The organism is Pediococcus inopinatus (genome assembly GCF_002982135.1).
In the GTDB taxonomy this organism is placed as follows: Bacteria; Bacillota; Bacilli; order Lactobacillales; family Lactobacillaceae; genus Pediococcus; species Pediococcus inopinatus.
In genome coordinates this window covers 1,923,512-1,941,007 of record NZ_CP019981.1, presented here as the reverse complement: position 1 = coordinate 1,941,007, position 17,496 = coordinate 1,923,512, and the positions used below count along the sequence as shown (strand labels likewise).

The 17,496-nt window shown below is 38.5% G+C and carries 14 protein-coding genes; 13 read left to right on the top strand and 1 reads right to left on the bottom strand.

The genetic code is table 11. From position 1 onward, the window contains the following. Positions 1–36 precede the first annotated feature (36 nt). Positions 37–1,944 (top strand): tRNA uridine-5-carboxymethylaminomethyl(34) synthesis enzyme MnmG, encoded by a 1,908-nt coding sequence (gene mnmG, locus PI20285_RS09630; protein WP_057773915.1) that lies wholly within the window; start codon positions 37–39, stop codon positions 1,942–1,944. Positions 1,945–2,018: 74 nt separating this feature from the next. On the opposite strand, the gene PI20285_RS09625 is transcribed toward mnmG, so the two are convergent. After that, positions 2,019–3,197, bottom strand: a complete 1,179-nt coding sequence (locus PI20285_RS09625) for an MFS transporter (RefSeq protein WP_057773913.1) — start codon at positions 3,195–3,197, stop codon at positions 2,019–2,021. Between the two features lie 303 nt (positions 3,198–3,500). Here PI20285_RS09625 and PI20285_RS09620 point away from each other — a divergent pair, with 303 nt between their 5' ends. The 12 genes from PI20285_RS09620 (at position 3,501) to PI20285_RS09565 (ending at position 17,483) form a co-directional block, all read left to right on the top strand. Next, a complete protein-coding gene (locus PI20285_RS09620) occupies positions 3,501–3,950 on the top strand; it encodes a LytTR family DNA-binding domain-containing protein (RefSeq protein WP_057773911.1) in 450 nt (149 codons plus the stop codon). 6 nt (positions 3,951–3,956) lie between these two features. Then, entirely contained in the window at positions 3,957–4,700 is a 744-nt protein-coding gene (locus PI20285_RS09615; protein WP_057773909.1) for a LiaF transmembrane domain-containing protein, read from the top strand. A 33-nt stretch (positions 4,701–4,733) separates the two neighbouring features. After that, entirely contained in the window at positions 4,734–6,023 is a 1,290-nt protein-coding gene (locus PI20285_RS09610) for an MFS transporter (RefSeq protein ID WP_057773907.1), read from the top strand. A gap of 196 nt (positions 6,024–6,219) precedes the next feature. Continuing rightward, on the top strand, positions 6,220–7,125 hold the full coding sequence (locus PI20285_RS09605; RefSeq protein WP_057773905.1) for an SDR family NAD(P)-dependent oxidoreductase: 906 nt from the start codon (positions 6,220–6,222) through the stop codon (positions 7,123–7,125). A 189-nt stretch (positions 7,126–7,314) separates the two neighbouring features. Further along, a complete protein-coding gene (locus PI20285_RS09600; protein ID WP_082623285.1) occupies positions 7,315–8,148 on the top strand; it encodes a glycosyltransferase family 8 protein in 834 nt (277 codons plus the stop codon). A gap of 173 nt (positions 8,149–8,321) precedes the next feature. Then, entirely contained in the window at positions 8,322–9,737 is a 1,416-nt protein-coding gene (locus PI20285_RS09595; RefSeq protein ID WP_057773904.1) for an MFS transporter, read from the top strand. An 88-nt stretch (positions 9,738–9,825) separates the two neighbouring features. Further along, entirely contained in the window at positions 9,826–10,431 is a 606-nt protein-coding gene (lepB, locus tag PI20285_RS09590) for a signal peptidase I (RefSeq protein ID WP_057773902.1), read from the top strand. A 135-nt stretch (positions 10,432–10,566) separates the two neighbouring features. Next, positions 10,567–11,883: a C1 family peptidase gene (locus tag PI20285_RS09585; RefSeq protein WP_057773900.1), complete on the top strand. Its 1,317-nt coding sequence runs from the start codon at positions 10,567–10,569 to the stop codon at positions 11,881–11,883. 174 nt (positions 11,884–12,057) lie between these two features. Next, positions 12,058–15,771 carry an MMPL family transporter gene (locus PI20285_RS09580; RefSeq protein ID WP_057773898.1) on the top strand — a complete coding sequence of 1,238 codons (3,714 nt, stop codon included), beginning with the start codon at positions 12,058–12,060 and terminating at the stop codon, positions 15,769–15,771. 146 nt (positions 15,772–15,917) lie between these two features. Next, a complete protein-coding gene (locus PI20285_RS09575) occupies positions 15,918–16,310 on the top strand; it encodes an HIT family protein (RefSeq protein WP_057773896.1) in 393 nt (130 codons plus the stop codon). A gap of 72 nt (positions 16,311–16,382) precedes the next feature. After that, entirely contained in the window at positions 16,383–16,919 is a 537-nt protein-coding gene (locus tag PI20285_RS09570; RefSeq protein ID WP_057773894.1) for a hypothetical protein, read from the top strand. Between the two features lie 78 nt (positions 16,920–16,997). Beyond that, positions 16,998–17,483: a helix-turn-helix domain-containing protein gene (locus PI20285_RS09565; protein WP_105782234.1), complete on the top strand. Its 486-nt coding sequence runs from the start codon at positions 16,998–17,000 to the stop codon at positions 17,481–17,483. Positions 17,484–17,496 lie beyond the last annotated feature (13 nt).

Genomic DNA, 17,496 nt, shown 5'->3' with positions numbered 1-17,496 from the left:
GAAGCTGATTGAAGCTCAAATGGTGGAGGAAAAGGCATGACAGAAGTAAAACAGTACGCAGGCCGAGACTATGATGTTATCGTGGTTGGTGCTGGACACGCTGGTTCAGAGGCAGCTTTAGCGGCAGCAAGAATGGGCAATAAAACATTATTAATGACAATTAATTTAGATATGGTTGCTTTTATGCCATGTAATCCATCTGTCGGCGGTCCCGCAAAAGGAATTGTAGTTCGGGAAATTGATGCCCTTGGCGGTGAAATGGGTAAAAACATCGATAAAACCTATGTCCAGATGAGAATGCTGAACACAGGTAAAGGTCCAGCTGTTCGTGCGTTGCGAGCACAAGCAGACAAACATGCCTATCATGCACAAATGAAAAAGACGATTGAAGATGAACCTAATTTAACCCTTCGTCAAGGCATTGTGGATGATCTGATTGTTGAGGATGGCGTATGTAAAGGAGTTATCACAAACACCGGCGCACGTTATCATGCAAAAAGTGTGGTACTAACTTTGGGAACTGCTGCTCGTGGGAAGATCATTATTGGAGAATTGATGTATTCTTCAGGTCCAAATAACTCACAACCGGCTATGGAATTAACCAAAAATTTATTAAGTTACGGATTTAACCTGGAACGGTTTAAAACGGGAACACCACCGCGTGTGGATGGTGGCACAATTCATTATGATGAAACGGAAGAGCAACCTGGTGATGAAGAACCTAATCACTTTAGTTTTACAACGCCGGATAGTGATTATATCGATGTAAAGAACCAGCTTTCATGTTGGTTAACTTATACCAATGAGTATACACACAAAATTATTCGCAAAAACTTGGATCGTGCACCAATGTTTTCAGGATTAATTGAAGGGGTTGGACCTCGTTATTGTCCTTCAATTGAAGATAAAATTGTCCGCTTTGCTGATAAGGATCATCATCAGTTGTTTCTTGAGCCTGAAGGCCGAAACACTGATGAATGGTATGTTCAAGGACTTTCAACTTCAATGCCAGAAGAAGTTCAGCAAGAAATCTTACATTCCATCAAAGGTTTAGAAGACGCTGAAATGATGCGTCCGGGCTATGCCATTGAGTACGACGTGGTTGCTCCTTACCAATTGAAACCAACTTTGGAAACCAAGATCGTTAAGAATTTGTATACCGCTGGGCAAACAAATGGGACATCCGGTTATGAAGAAGCTGCTGGTCAAGGTCTAATGGCTGGGATTAATGCTGGATTAAGCGCATTGGATAATGGTCAATTTACCTTGAAACGAAGCGATGCCTATATCGGTGTCATGATTGACGATTTAGTGACAAAGGGAACTAAAGAACCTTATCGTTTACTTACAAGTCGTGCAGAATATCGTTTGATTTTACGACATGATAATGCTGATTTACGATTAACAGAAATGGGTCATGAGCTTGGTTTGATTGACAATGATCGTTATCAAGGCTATTTGAATAAAAAAGAAGAAATCGAAAATGAACTTCATCGTTTGGATACAATTCGGATTAAGCCCAAACAAGTAAGTGAATTTCTTATTTCTAAAGGTGGACACGAATTAAAGGATGGTGTGCTAGCCTCAGAATTTTTACGTCGTCCAGAAGTTACGTATCAAGACTTGTTACAATTTATTCCGGCTCCAGATAAAGAATTGGATCGGCGGGTTGTTGAACAAGTTGAAATTGAAATTAAATATGCAGGGTACATTAAGAAAGCTAAAGAACGTGTAGAACGTTTGAAGAAAATGGAAGCTAAAAAGATTCCAGATCATATTGATTATGAAGCAATTAATGGCTTAGCTACAGAAGGTCGCCAAAAGCTGCAAAAGATTCAACCACAAACAATTGCACAAGCAAGTCGCATTAGTGGTGTGAATCCCGCGGATATCGCAATTTTAAGTGTTTATATTGAACAAGGTAGAATTGCTAAAGTTAAATAAGCTAAAAGTGTCTAGTTATCAAAAACGCCACTATCATTTAATTGATAGTGGCGTTTTTTTTAGATGTTCGACTCTTAATATTGTGTTGCCTTTAAATACCAGATAGCCGAAATTAGTAGCAGTAAGCCACAGGTGATGAAAATCCATATTAATGGTATCACATCTGCAAGCGGTCCGAGTGTCAAACTCCCTATTAGAAGCATAAGATTACCGATCATCTGATAATTGGCAAATGTGCGACCCATAAAGTCAGGAGCAGCCGTCGTTTGGATGATAACTGCTTGAGTTGTCATAATAAATGGCATACTCCAACCGGCAAGAAACATTGCGCCTAGATAAAGCCAAATATTAGGCATGAATCCCATAAGGACCATAGTTATAGCAAAAGCACCAATAGCCAGCCCTAAGACGCGTGAATTGTTTTTAAAGGCTTTGTGTTTGGCAACAATTAAACCACTCATAATTGAACCACTGGCCCATACAACCTCTTGAAGTGTTAAATAACTGACTGTAGCACCAAATTGTCGTTGAATTAATAATAAACTTAGTACGGTTGCTGGAGTCATTAGTAGAAATGAAAGGGCATTAATCGTAAAAAGGCGACGCAGAATTGAATTGCCGAAAAGATATTTAAAACCAGTCAAAAAGTCCGTTGACGGAGTCTGTTTTTTGTCTGATTTAACAGGTTTTAGTTTGATTTGGAACATACATAATAGTTCAACTATAGCGGTCACAACGTCGATCATCAAAGCCCAATATAAATCAAAATTTGCTAGAATTAACCCACCAACCATTGGTGACAATAGCGTTGATAGGGACATAAGTGTCTGATTGATTCCGTTAATTCGGGTAAGTTCTTTTTCTGGAACTAACTGTGGGTAAGCAGAACTGACTGCTGGTTGCTGAATGCCTTGCCCAACTGATCGTAAAGCAGCAAAGATCAGTAACCAAGGTAAAGAATGAAAGCCTAATTCCCAGATGATTGATAAGCCGAGTGTGAGTAATGCAATACCGCCATCGGCTCCTATAATTAACCATTTACGTGAATAACGATCAGCCCAGGAACCACTAATTAAGCTGATTAAAATTTGTGGCAGCAAGGTGCTTACAGTGGCTAATGCCAGCCACAACCCTGAGTTGGTCGTTAAACTGATGTACCAAGTAATGGCATATCCAGTGACCATTGTGCCGAATAATGAAATGTTTTGACTTGCCAAGAATAGATAACCTTGTTTTTGCCAATGTAGTTGCATAACTAATCTCCTTTAATGCAGCGATACCATTAGCATCACTGAAATTTAATTTGTTTGATTAGTTACAACTTTTACTACGAATATTTTTGTCAATTTAAAGCTCCTTTACAGACTGAGTGATTTACTATTTTAAAATAGGATACCAAAATGCTGGTAGCTAAGCAATTAATACTGATTTTCAGATATTTAAAATCTTTTTTGACCACTTAAGCATAATTTTTGGCCGTTTAAACAAAAAGTATTCCTTTATGCAAATAAATGTAGTCTAATAATAACAGGCACATTAGGAAGGAGGCGGCGTGAATGAAAGTAAGATTAGAAATTGACGAATCGTTAACCGAGCCTGAAATTATTATTAAAGCAGCAAGTGGTGATCCGAGGGCGGAACAAATCAAACGATGGCTTGAAAAACCACTTCCGGATCATGACACCATTACTTGTTATCAAGGCACCACAGAATATTTTGTGAAGTTAGATACGATTCTTTTTGTAGAGACAGCCGATCGACGATTACAAATACATACGGCAGATGATATTTATACAAGTAAATTGCATTTATATGAGTTAACAGACACGCTACCTGGTTATTTTCTCCAAGTGTCCAAATCGGCAGTTCTCAATTTATATCAGGTCAGTGCGCTAACAAAATCAATTTCAAATTGTTTGGTTTCGTTTCGGAACACGCATAAGCAGGTTTACGCATCACGCCGTTATTATAAACAACTACAAGAACGATTAAATGAAATGAGGTAAACATCAATGAATGAAAAAACAAAATGGGGCCACTGGTTTTGGGGATTATTCTTTCTAGCCTGTGCGGGCATTCTCGTGGCTAGTAAAATGGGACGATTTTCATATCATATTGGTTTCTGGATGTTAGTTTTAACGCTGATCCTAGTGGCCGCAACCATTAAAAGCATCGTCTACTTTAGTGTTTCGGGAACAGTTTTTAGTTTAGCCTTCCTTAGTTTGTTATATGCCAAGCCATTGGGGATCACGAGCTTAGTACCATGGACGATTCTAGGAGCCGCATTGTTATTGAGTATTGGTTTATCACTTGTACTCCAGCCATTTAAACGAAAACTAAGCCGGCATCACGCCCACATTACTTTTGAAAAGACGGGTAATTATACGGGTCAACATTTTTCGGATACAACTTCAACTGACTATGAATCCTACGTTGAAGTTAACGTCCGGATGGGAAGTACCATCCGCTATGTGCAGTCTGACAATTTCCAGCAGGCGGTTATCAACGTCACTATGGGCGATGTCAAAGTATATTTTGATCATGCTACGGTTGTTGAAGATCAGGTCAAAATTGAGCTTAACGGTAGCATGGGCGATGTTAGTTTGTATATTCCTAAGGAGTGGGATGTTCAAATGAATTTAAATTCGCTCATGGCAGATCTTGGCGAAAAAGGACTTACACCCACAAAAACAGGTCCGAAAGTCTTTATTACAGGGAATTTCAAGCTTGGAGATATTGAAGTTTATTACGTTTAAGGAAACTGAGGGTCATCTCAGGAGGTTGGTATCATGAATAAACCTAAATTAACAGCACAAACAGTTAAAATGTTAGTCATCAAGTTCACTGGGACATTCGGCAGTGGCATGCTGTCTTTTGCAATTGGTCTCTACATTCTCCATCGAACCGGATCAGCTCTAGGGATGGGAGTTTCCTTAATTACGGGGCCGATTGTTTCGTTAATTTTAACGCCATTTGTGGGGTATGTTGTAGACACCATGAAACATCGGCGAATTATGATTCTTGCCCAGATTGGAACTAGTATGGGTCTTCTGCTATTCGCCGTGGCCTTTAAACTCTGGCCAGTTCAGTACTATCCAGAACTAATTACTTTAATCATTGTGCTTCAGGTTACAGACAATTTTTTAAGTACAACGCTAACCGCCAGTTTGGTACAATTGTTTGATTCAGATGAATTACAAAAGGTGAATTCGTTGAACCAATCCTTTGCATCGTTAGCGACTTTCTTGGCCCCAATCATTGGTGCGTTTGTTTATACCCTTGTGTCGATTGATACTTTTGCGATCATTGAGGTGGGGTTTGAGCTCATTGCTTTAGTGGGTATTGTGTTGCTCCGCTTTAAACCCCGAGTGGTGCAACAGTCTGAAACAGAGCCGGAAGAGTCTTCGGAAACGGTTTGGCAAAATTTTAGTTCTGGGATTCGCTACCTAAGAAGTCAACGATTGATGGCAATTTTAGTCGGTTCTTCAGCTGCAATTAACCTTTTCTTTTCGGCGTTAAATGTTGGTGAACCTTATTTGTTAGTCACCACTTTAAAATTATCGAACACTCAATATGGCGTGACGGATTCCGCGTTTGCAGTTGGGATGTTTTTAGGGGGTGTCTTGTTAAGCTTTATGAAATTAAAACGGCACCCAGTCGTTACTTCTTATTTAAATTTGATGTGTTTAGCAGTTATTATTACTATCACGGGAGTGCCCGAAATTATGGGGTGGTCACAAGGATTAAACACCCTATATTTTATAGGATTAAATATGCTTAACGGGTTGGTCTTGATTTTTATCAATACACCAATTAATACCTTCATGCAGCAGTTAATTCCAGAAAATATGCAAGGACGGATTTTTTCACTTGATGGGACCATTAGCATGCTACTTATGCCGATTGGAACACTCATATTTGGTGCTTTGTTTGATCATGTTATTGCTTTTCCAATTTTTATTATCACCGGTGTTATTTTATTGGCGTTAACCATCCTAATTTTGGCTATTTTGTCTAAACAAAAATTGTTGAAACTACCTGAAAACAAAGTCAGTACACCGATGAATGAAACTAACTAATTATCAAATATCTGGATACAAAAGGAGGCCGTTGAAATGGTCTTCTTTTATTTTGTTTAAAAATGGATTGTGCAAATAATTCGGTACCGATTACCTGATATGCTAAACTAATTTTGATTAAAGAAAGCATATTTAAGAACTATCCTGAACTTAAATTAAGCTAAATTTTGCAAACGATAGGAGAGCTTCAAATTATATGAAAACGATTATGATTACAGGAGGAAACTCAGGCCTTGGCTTTGAATGTGCGAAACACATTGCCGAATACTCAGATAAATATCAAATAATTTTAGCCTGTCGAAATGAAAAGAAGGCTGATACAGCAAAAGCCATTCTTACCAAAGAAACTGGTAATCCAAATATTCTTGCGATGAAGCTGGACGTTTCTTCCTTGGCTTCGGTTCGAGGGTTTGTGGCACAATACAAAGAACAAAAGTTACCTTTATTGGATGGCCTAATCTGCAATGCCGGCATTAGCGGTAGCCATACAGGACAAACGGCAGATGGATTTGATATTGTGTTTGAAACGAATCATTTGGGTCATTTCCTGCTTACAAATTTACTTTTACCGTACATGGAAACTTCAGCAAAAATTTTGGTTGTTAGTAGTGATATGCATTGTCCACCTGGACCAAAAATTAGTTGGCCTGGGACAGCAATGCTCGCCAAGCCCGATGAGAAGCTTGCTAAAAGTTTTAAACGCTATTCATATTCTAAATTATGTAATCTTTACTTTGTCTACGAACTTTCAAAAAGATTAACACGAATTCATTCTGCAATTACAGTAAATGCCTTTAATCCAGGGTTTATGGTGGATACAAATTTTATGTCAAAAAAGCTAATGGGGATTGCAGGAGCTATTTTTGCAAAGATAGTTGATCGAGATGGATCGCTGGATCAATCATCAACAGCATTGGCGGAGCTTGCAATGAATTCAGATGATGTGCAAGTTTCAGGAAAGTATTACGATCGAAGCACTCACTTAAAAAGAACATCAGAACTTTCTTACAACACAAATTATGCCCTGGAGTTATGGAATCGAAGTGTCGTGTACACAAAATTAAGTAGTGGTGAGACACTGCCAGGATTGTTGGAAAATTAATCTAAAAATAGTTCAAGTGATGTTTCACGTGGAACAAAATAACTTAAAAGCACGTAAACCTAAATAATTGTGATGAATGATTAAGAGCCAATTAAAAGGTTGACCGCTTTAGTGATTGGAGTTGGAACATAGCGGTCATGATACAATGGGAGCGATGTAAGAATTCTGTTTTAGAGGGGGGAACCTAAAATGAATGTTTTGTATTGTGGGGATGCGAACATGGCTGATGGGCTAATTATTTCGGTACTGTCGCTTTTAAAAAATAGCGATCAACCTCTTTCAATCTATGTTTTGACTGCTCAAATAAAAGATAATAAACGAAAATTCCAAGCATTACCTGATGCTGTTGTAAATATTCTTAATAAGGAAGCTCAAACAAAGAATCCGGATAGCAGTGTGACGAGAATTGATATCACAAGGCTCTTTCAAGCACATTTACCGGTGGCTAATCTTAATACCATGTACACGCCTTACTCGATGCTGCGACTATTTTCAGATTTAATTCCAGAATTACCTGACCGGATCTTGTATCTAGATACCGATGTGGTTGCACGGCGCCCTTTTGAAGGATTTTACGAGCAATCTCTTCAAAAAACAGACTTTGTGGGGGTCTTGGACTATTACGGTCGGTGGTTTTTTCAACATGAACTCAAAATCTTTGATTATATGAATTCTGGAGTTTTATTACTAAATTTGAAAGAAATTCGTCGTGATGGTTTTTTTGAGCGTTGTCGTAAGCTATGTACAGCCAGAAAAATGATTATGCCAGACCAAGCGGCATTAAATAAACTAACGCGTAAGAAAAGAATTGAATCAAGCCGTTTTAATGAACAGCATCAAGTACAGCCAGCAACTGTTTTTCAGCATTTTACGACTAGCTTCAAGTTTTTTCCGTTAATTCATACGTTAACTGTAAAACCGTGGCAGATTAATTTGGTTCATCATGAACTGAAACTACACGAGTATGACGATCTATTCGCTCAATATAAACAAGTTTTGCGACGTGTAAAAGAAACAGCTTAATGATAAATATCCTGGAGATTTTAACTTTAAATAGTTATTTTTCCGGGATATTTTTGAGCTTCACTGAACTTTAGCATCTGAATGGACTATGGCTTATAAGTAAAACGACTACTGGCACTCCCTGTTAAGTGGTAAACTATTTCTAGCTTATAAGATGTGGATGGTAAATAAATATGAAACGAAATTCTCAATGGACCTTACTTTTAGCTACCTCAATGGTTTCATTTATGTCGACAATTGACGCTAGCATTGTTAATATTGCCGTTCCACAACTCTCTCGTGACCTTCACGCACCAATGAATGAAGCAGAATGGGTAGTTTCTGTTTATCTAGTTTTGATATGTGTGCTACTAATTTTTTTCGGAAAGTTATCGGATCAAATTGGGAGAATCAAAATTTTTCAAACTGGCACTTTAATATTTGTGGCTGGATCACTTGGTTGTGGCCTTAGTGTCAATCTACCAATGATGTTAGTCATGCGCATTGTGCAAGCAATAGGTGCTTCAATGACAATGGCAACTAATTTTGGAATTATTACGCAAATCTTTCCTAGCAATCGCCATGGTGTGGCACTGGGCGTGAACAGTTCTTTTGTCCAGGTGGGCAACATTATGGGGCCTGGCTTAGGTGGTCTGATTCTGGCAACACTTTCTTGGCATTTTATCTTCTTTATTAATGTTCCGATTGGGCTAATTGCCTTTTTCTTTGGACATAAAATTTTCCCTAAGGAAGCCCGAACAACTCAAAAAATTAGTATGGATTATCCGGGATATTTAGCTTATGTATTTGCAATTATCAGTTTCTTTGTGGCTATTTATTGGGGACAAGCTGTGGGTTTTATGAAACCAGAAATCATTATTTTATTCCTGCTAGCGGCTGCATGTACTGCGGCTTTTATCTTGCGCGAGAATCATACAGAAAAACCCCTATTAGATTTACACATTTTCAAGAATGCTGGTTTTTCAATTGGAGTAATTACGGCCATGTTAGTGTTTGCGGTTAGCTACTTTAACAACATGATTATGCCTTACTATCTTCAAGAAACGCTAAAGTATTCGTCTGCCATTGCTGGTGTGATTCTGATGGCGATTCCGTTGCTTAACATCTTTTCGGCACCAATTGGCGGAATGATTGGTGATCATATTGGAGCAGAAAAAGTTTCGTTAATTGCGCTTGTTATTTTCCTCATCCCAGAAACAATTTTTATGTTAATCCAACCTAGCTGGGGAATCGTTTGGCTAGTTTTGGGGTTAATGCTATACGGTTTGGCAAACGGAACCTTCCAAAATAATCCGATGATCATGGGAAACGCTGGCAAACAGTATCAAGGGATTGCCGGTTCAATTGCAGCGCTCGCTAGAAATCTTGGAATGTCGATAGGACTATCATTATCAACATCGTTGTTGTACTTTGGAATTAGCCAAAAAGCGGGCAGGCGCGTGACCACCTATCCCGCCCAGCACCCAGACTGGTTTATTTATGGGATGCACTTTAGCTATGGGTTTGCATTTGCGTTGATTGTCAGCGCATTGATATTGCTCATTGCGTTAGTTTGGCAAAAAAATCGTAAAAAAACCTTATCTTTGTGAAAAATTTGCTTAACTTTAGACTTTAAACGAGATTTTTAAACAACTTTGCTCTAAAATGTAGATATAAATAATTTTACGAGGAGTTTTCATGAAAACTATAAAAAGTATTTTAAGTTGGGTTGTACCGATTCTAATCGGACTAATTATTGCCTTGTTAGTACGGTCATTTATTTTTGAAATTGTCCGTGTGGATGGGACATCAATGGAACCTAATTTGGTTAACAACGAACGTGTTTTTGTTATGAAACAAGATAAGATTAAGCATTTGAGTGTGATTGTTTTTGATGCCTATGGTGCTGATCCGGAAGCGGCTCCTGGCACAGAATATGTCAAACGAGTCATCGGGATGCCTGGAGATAAGATTTCTTATAAAGATGGTAACTTGTATGTAAACAATAAATTGGTTCCTCAAAAATTTATTAATTCTTACCAAAAGACGAATGGAACGGCCATTGGCGCCGAGGCCAACGAGTGGACATTGGCGTCAGTTGCCAAAGCACGGGGCTGGGGAAACAATCCGGAAACCGTGCCAGCTGGGGAATACTTTGTGATGGGTGATCATCGAAGTGTTTCAAATGACAGTCGTTATTGGGGATTTGTGAAGAAAAGTGAAGTTATGGGTGTGGTCAAAGTCCCATTCTGGGGCAGCTCATCTGCTAAGAAGAATGTAAATAATCGAACGGGTGATTACTAAATCAAATTAAAGCTGAGGATGAACTTAAAATCCTTGGCTTTTTATATGGATAAGAAAGAGTTGCTATTTATTGTGAAAAGATTAAAATATGCTTAGATTATTCTTATTTTATAATCATAATTTTGGAGGTGCCTTATGGGAAAAGAAGTATCACAAGAAAATGTGGCAAAGTTTAAAAAGAATTTTGCTCAAGACAATCGTAATAGTGTGGTTCAACGTGCTGCCACGAAAAATGGTGTTTTAAATGCTAGTGAAGATATTGCGGCTAAAGTTCGCTTGGATCGGACATTCTCGATTGAATTAGATACTGGTAAAGTAACTAATCAGCGTCATAGCGGACGTTGCTGGTTATTTTCTCTATTAAATACACTTCGTCATCAGCTTGCAGATAAAGAAAATATGAAAGATTTTGAACTCTCTGAGTCCTATTCATTTTTCTGGGACAAAGTTGAACGTGCCAATGTTTTCTATGAAAATATTATTCGTACTGCCGCCAAACCTACAAGTGATCGAGAAGTAGCGTTTTATTTAAGCTCACCTGATGATGATGGTGGTCAGTGGGCAATGGCAGCCGGATTAGTCCAAAAGTATGGTGTCGTGCCAGCCTCTGTAATGCCAGAAAGCTTTAACACGAATGATACGAGTGGTTTTGCTAGTTCATTGAATTTAAAATTACGTAAAGATGCCGTTGAATTACGAGAGCTTAAAAATGGTGGGGCCTCTGAAGGTCAATTGGATGCGAAGCGAGACCAATTATTAGCTGAAGTTTATCAGATGACAGCTATTGCGGTTGGGACGCCACCAGATAAGTTTGATTTTGAATATCGTGATGACAAGAAAAATTATCATCGTGATGCTGATATAACCCCTAAGGATTTTTATGATAAATATATTGGGGTTGATTTGGATGATTATGTAGTTGTCACAAATTCACCTGATAAGCCTTTTGATAAATTATACAGTCTACCAGCTGAAGATAATATTGTGGGCGGCAAAAAAATCACCCTATTAAATGTGGACATGGCAGTTTTACGTAAAGCAGCTGTTGCCCAACTTAAAGATGGTGAAACGGTTTGGTTTGGTAATGATGTTTTGGAACAGATGGATCGGAATGATGGCCTGTTAGATAGTAAACTTTATCGAACAGACGCATTGTTTGATGTTGATTTGAGCATGAGCAAGGCCGAACGCTTACAGTTTGGTCAAGCCGCTGTTTCCCATGCCATGACTTTAACCGGTGTTGATGTGGTAGACGATGAAGTAACAAAATGGAAAGTAGAAAACAGTTGGGGTGATAAGAGTGGCGATAAGGGCTACTTTGCAATGACCGATGACTGGTTTGAAAACTATGTGTATCAAGTTGTGGTTCACCGCAAATATCTAACGGATGCGCAGCGTAAAATTGCTGATGCAACTCCGGAACCACTACCTGTGTGGGATCCCATGATGTAATAAATTGATTTTAGTGAAGGCCGGAATAAAATTCAGGCCTTTTTATTATGGAAACAAATAAAATTGGTGTAAAACATTAAATGAAAATAAAAGAAAAGTATTTACATTGTTTTTCAGAACGCTTATAATATCTTCTTGTATATTAAAGTGGACATTGAAAGGAGATAAACAAGTATGCACAAGTTTGTAAAAAGCCATGGCATCTCACTAATCATTTGGATTGGAATTATTTTGATTAGTGTAATTAGTTTGCCGAACATCGATCAATTGGTTAGATCGCATGCGGAAACTAAGATACCTAGTTCTGCGCAAAGCCAAATTGCGAATCGAATTCAGTCCAAGTGGGGATATGGACAAGGGAACACGACACAAGTGGTTGCCATTTTTAATAATGGTAATAAAAAGTTAAACGCGGATCAAAAAGAAAACATTGACAGCACTATCAATTATTTACAGGATAATAAGAAAAAATTCGGGATTAAGGCAGTTACCGCTCCGAACGACAACGTTTATACTCGGAAACAACTTATTTCTAAAGATAAAACAACGCAGTTAGTGCAGTTATCTGTATCAAAATCACACGGATCCTATAAAAAAATTGATAAAGAGCTAACTAAGGCGGTTAAAACACCAGGAGTGAAAGCTTACATTACTGGTGGAGATATTTTAAATGAAAAGTTCTCTGAAGCGACTCAGGAAGGCGTTAAGAAAACTGAAATTATTGCGGCAATTTTCATTTTTATTGTCTTAATTTTAGTCTTCCAGTCACCAATCGTTCCTATGATTTCGGTCTTTACCGTTGGGGTTGCGTTTATTACAACCTTATCGATTGTGACCAATTTAGTATCTCGGGTTAACTTCCCATTTTCAAACTTTACCGAAGTCTTTATCGTCGTGGTACTGTTTGGGATTGGGACCGATTATAATATTCTGTTGTATGAGCAGTTTAAAGAGGAACTAAGCAAAGGTGAAGATCGGCATACGGCTAGCCGCAAAGCAACACGGACTGCTGGGAGAACCATCTTATATAGTGGTTCTTCAGTATTTATTGGATTCTGCGCACTTACATTTGCGAAGTTCTCAATTTATAAATCAGCTTTAGGTGTGGCAATCGGGGTTGCTGTATTAGTCGCTGTATTACTGACGCTAAACCAATTCTTTATGAGCTTACTAGGCAAAAAGATGTTCTGGCCTTCTAAGAAGTTTGGTGGACACTCGAGAAGTAAGATGTGGCATGCATTGGCTAATTCGTCAATTTTGCATCCCATCATTGCTTTGGTTTTAGTTTTACTGTTAACTGTCCCATTTGTTGTGACAGGGACAGGAACGCTAGATTACAATGATTTAGATGAATTGAGCGATACGTTACCTGAAAAAGTTGGATTTAATGTTGTTAAGGATCATTTTTCTCCTGGGACAGCAGAACCTTCAACTTTATATATTCGTTCAAACAAGAAGTTAGATAATGAACAGACCTTAAAACTCGTCGACCAAATCACCCGTCAACTTCAAAATGACAAGGGTGTAAAGACCGTTGCATCAGCTACACAACCAGGTGGATCACCAATTGCGAAGTTATACGTAAAGGGTCAAGTTAAGACGGTCACAACCGGAATTGATGAGGCTCATAGTGGCCTTAATACCATTGGTAAGGGATTAACTAGTGCTTCTGATCAATTGGGTGCAACTAACATGAGTAGCGGCTTAAACAGCGTACAAAAGTTAATTGCCGGTACTGAAGTTTTACGTGATGGTTCACTTAAAGTAACAGATGGTGCAAACCAATTAGCAAGTGGGGCAACACAAATTTCTTCAGGCGTTTCTCAAATGAGTAGCAAGATGTCGCCATTGATTACTGGACTAAACCAGTATACGGGCGGTGTGAACACACTTAGTTCTGGATTAAGTACACTGAATGCTAATTCAGGTCAATTATCAGGTGGATCACAACAATTGTTAACTTCAGCACAACAGCTTTCAACGGGAGTTTCGACGTTGAACAGTGCAGCACTTAGTATTGATACTCAGTTGGATGGTTTACAACAAACACTTAACTCGGGCAATACTGCTATGAGCCAATTAAATGGCTTGGGTGATAAGGTTAAACAATTAAACACATTAGCACAATCACAAAGTGCCATTAACAGTCTTGAACAGTTAGCACCATTAAACTCAGCAAAGAAGAATTTAGCTTCTGTAAATAGTTCATTTGCAAGTTTAAGTAAGGTCTCAGATGGTCTCACTTCTGCAGCAACTGATTCAGCAAAAGCAGCTGCATCCAATACAGAGGCACTTAAAACTTTGTATGGCCCAGGAGGCCTAGATCAGAGCACAATGTCCGCAGGCGATAAGCAAAAGTTAGCAACAGCAAAATCACAAATTACTGCTGGTGCTAAGGCAGCTGGAGATACTTTAAGTGGACTTTCCAGTGTTCAAACTCAAGTTGCTAGTTTAAAAAAGGAATTGGATGCAGTTAATATCGATTCCAATACAATTAGCGAATTGAATAAGTTAACTTCTGTCATGAAACAGGCTGAAACGTTGATGAACTCAACCAATATCAGCACAGCGCAGTTAAATCAATTAACAGCGCTTGGTTCACAATTGCAGGCAGCTTCAGGGAGTATTTCGAAGTTGAAGCAATTTACAGCTGGGGTTGAACAGTTGAATACGCAAGTTAATAAAGATTCCGCATTGGTTAACGGTGTTTCTAAGTTAAACAACGGAATTAATACCTATGCTAATAGCGTTCAGTTGGCTTCCAGTGGTGCTTCCACATTAGCTGGTAAGAGCAGTGAGCTTACTGGTGGGGTTGGTCAATTAACTAGCGGCATGGGCACTCTTACAAGCAGTTTGAATCAACTTTCAACTGGTGCAAATAGTTTGGCAAGTTCAACACCTGCCTTAACTAGCGGCCTTAATCAAGAAGTTACTGGACAAAAGCAAATGTACAGTACTTTGAAGGGGTTATCTGGTAAGGTAGATACGCTTCAATCTGGTTTGAAGACTGCTGCCAAAGGAACTAAGACAATTGGTTCTGGCATGACTTCTGCAAACGACTATCTTGGTGGGATGGGTGATTCCTCAGTTGGAAAGACCTTCTACATTCCAAAAGCGCAATTGCATGGTAAAACATTCAAACCTGTGCTTAAGTCCTACTATTCAGAAGATCGCAAAGCAACTAAGCTAACAATTGTGCTTGATTCAGATCCAAGTTCAAGTGCATCGATGGCCAAAGTTAAAGATCTTCAAAAGCAGGTTAAAGATGATCTTCGTGGGACCGATTTGAAGGATGCAACAGTTGCAATTGGTGGACAAACTGCACAAACAGCTGATATCAATAAGACGGCAAGTTCAGACTTTACCCGAACAGCCGCGATTATGATCATCGGAATTTTGATTGCGTTGGTATTTGTAACTCGTTCAATCTTGATGCCATTCTACATTATCGGAACGTTGCTTTTGGCCTACTTCAGTTCATTGGGAATTACCAAGGCATTTAGTAATATTGTCTTAGGACAACCAATGCTAACTTGGAATACACCATTCTTCGGCTTCATTATGATTATTGCCTTAGGTGTGGATTATAGTATTTTCTTGATGATGAGGTATCGTGATTTCAATAAGGATCTTAAACCGAGTGCAAGAATTATAGAGGCTTCCGGAGTGATTGGAGCAGTGGTACTTTCTGCGATGATTATCCTGAGTGGAACGTTTGCTTCAATGATTCCTTCTGGAGTGCTTACGTTGATTCAAGTCGCAATGGTCGTTATTATTGGGTTGATTATTTTAATCATTATCATCCCAGTTCTGTTGCCAAGCTTGATTAAATTAACATACGAAGGTATTTCATTTAAGAAAAAAGATAAAAAGAATAATAAGCATTAATTTTTAGCAAGGTTAGTTGGTTGAAAATGAATGTAAATTAAAAGATGTCTGCGATTTTTAAATCGCGACATCTTTTTTGTTTGGGGAGAGAATATGCCAATTAAATGGCGAAACAAGCTATAATGTAAGTGTTAGGGGATGAGACAATGGATTTTGATCCGAACTGTGTATTTTGCCAAAAACAGCCAGTAGATTTTGTTATTGAAAGTAAACTATGTATTGCATTCTGGGATATTCATCCAGTTAGCAAAGGACATCTCCTTATCGTCCCCAAACGGCATGTCGCCCAAATATGGGAGGTTACCGAGGCAGAAAAGCAAGCGTTGGGACAAATGGTCGAAGATGCAAAGAAGCTGTTAGACGCGCAATTTAAGCCTGATGGGTATAACGTCTCAATTAATTCAGGAGCAGCCGCTGGCCAAAGTGTTTTTCATTGCCATATTCATCTAATTCCCCGTTACTGGAATAAAGTGACAAAAAGAGTTGGGGCAATTCCGGGACAATTTCTAGTTCCAAAGGCTCGCCCGGAGTTTAAATAGTTTTGATAGTAAGAAGATGTAAAACAAAGTATAATCATGTTAGATAAAAGAAAAATAAATGGGGTGAGTAAAATGAAACACATGAAGAAGCTATATCTGATTATCGGACTGCCACTGGTATGTTTAAGTTTACTTTTGACGGGCTGTGCAAAGACGGGGACTGACACAGGAAGAACCGTCAAAACGAGTGCGCCTAAAGTGTCTAAAGTAACGACTAGTAAGCAAATTCGTAACAATGGTGGATTATGGTATTTTGCAAAGGATTTGAAGTATAAATCTAATTCGGGAATGGAAGCTTTTACGTTTACAAAGAATGGAAAAGTGACGGCCTATAATGTTAAAAAATATTATGCATCTTATGCCGCGGCTAAAAAAGTAAAGGGCTTGGGTTCATTTGGCAAAGGAACGTACAAATTAACAAAAAACAAACAGAAGCAAACTGTTTTAACTTTGAAAATGAAACTTTCTGGGATCCCAGCGACTTATACATTTAAGCTCAAAAAAGGTCTTGCTAAAAAGTATAAAGGCCTAACGTTCCATGGCTTCAACGCAGCACGCACGGTAGATGGTGATACGGTTAATGGTGTGTTTGTCCAAGCTAAGAAATAAGGAAAAAAGATTATCCTTGTTCGTGTTTATGAACTGAACCCCGATAATTGGAGTAATCCAAATTATCGGGGTTTTGTTATGTTCTCAAAGGAAAATAAAATAAATGCAGTTTTAGAATTAACTAGTGGCCTGCCGCAAAGTATTATCATGAAAAAGTACGGTATCAAGGGCTCTGCCACTTTATATGAATGGAAACGCAGGTTAGAACAGTTCGGTGTTGAAGGTCTAAGTTTAAACCATAGGAAGACTTACTTTGATTATTCGTTTAAAATGAAAGTAATTAAATGGCGTTTAGATCAAAATGCATCCTTGCCGATAACTGCTAAGCAGTTTCGAATTAAACATCCAGCTGTAATTTGGCAATGGGAACGAGCTCTTGAACAAGGACGCCTTAATCCTAATCAAAGGCGGTCAAATACCATGTCAGATAGTAATAATGAAAAGTCTAAAAAGGAATTAGAAGAAGAAAACCGTGAATTGAGAGTTAAACTAGCTTATTTGGAAAAATTGCACGCCTTGGTTCAGAAAAAGAAAGCATTAAAAACCAGGAAAAAGCACAAATAGTTGCTGAATTAAG

Excerpts from the sequence above, each read along its gene's own strand:
- PI20285_RS09595 (WP_057773904.1), top strand. The coding sequence starts at position 8,322 with ATGAAACGAAATTCTCAATGGACCTTACTTTTAGCTACCTCAATGGTT.
- PI20285_RS09610 (WP_057773907.1), top strand. The coding sequence starts at position 4,734 with ATGAATAAACCTAAATTAACAGCACAAACAGTTAAAATGTTAGTCATC.
- PI20285_RS09565 (WP_105782234.1), top strand. The coding sequence starts at position 16,998 with ATGTTCTCAAAGGAAAATAAAATAAATGCAGTTTTAGAATTAACTAGT.
- lepB (WP_057773902.1), top strand. The coding sequence starts at position 9,826 with ATGAAAACTATAAAAAGTATTTTAAGTTGGGTTGTACCGATTCTAATC.
- PI20285_RS09625 (WP_057773913.1), bottom strand. The coding sequence starts at position 3,197 with ATGCAACTACATTGGCAAAAACAAGGTTATCTATTCTTGGCAAGTCAA.
- mnmG (WP_057773915.1), top strand. The coding sequence starts at position 37 with ATGACAGAAGTAAAACAGTACGCAGGCCGAGACTATGATGTTATCGTG.
- PI20285_RS09615 (WP_057773909.1), top strand. The coding sequence starts at position 3,957 with ATGAATGAAAAAACAAAATGGGGCCACTGGTTTTGGGGATTATTCTTT.
- PI20285_RS09620 (WP_057773911.1), top strand. The coding sequence starts at position 3,501 with ATGAAAGTAAGATTAGAAATTGACGAATCGTTAACCGAGCCTGAAATT.
- PI20285_RS09605 (WP_057773905.1), top strand. The coding sequence starts at position 6,220 with ATGAAAACGATTATGATTACAGGAGGAAACTCAGGCCTTGGCTTTGAA.
- PI20285_RS09580 (WP_057773898.1), top strand. The coding sequence starts at position 12,058 with ATGCACAAGTTTGTAAAAAGCCATGGCATCTCACTAATCATTTGGATT.
- PI20285_RS09600 (WP_082623285.1), top strand. The coding sequence starts at position 7,315 with ATGAATGTTTTGTATTGTGGGGATGCGAACATGGCTGATGGGCTAATT.
- PI20285_RS09575 (WP_057773896.1), top strand. The coding sequence starts at position 15,918 with ATGGATTTTGATCCGAACTGTGTATTTTGCCAAAAACAGCCAGTAGAT.
- PI20285_RS09585 (WP_057773900.1), top strand. The coding sequence starts at position 10,567 with ATGGGAAAAGAAGTATCACAAGAAAATGTGGCAAAGTTTAAAAAGAAT.
- PI20285_RS09570 (WP_057773894.1), top strand. The coding sequence starts at position 16,383 with ATGAAACACATGAAGAAGCTATATCTGATTATCGGACTGCCACTGGTA.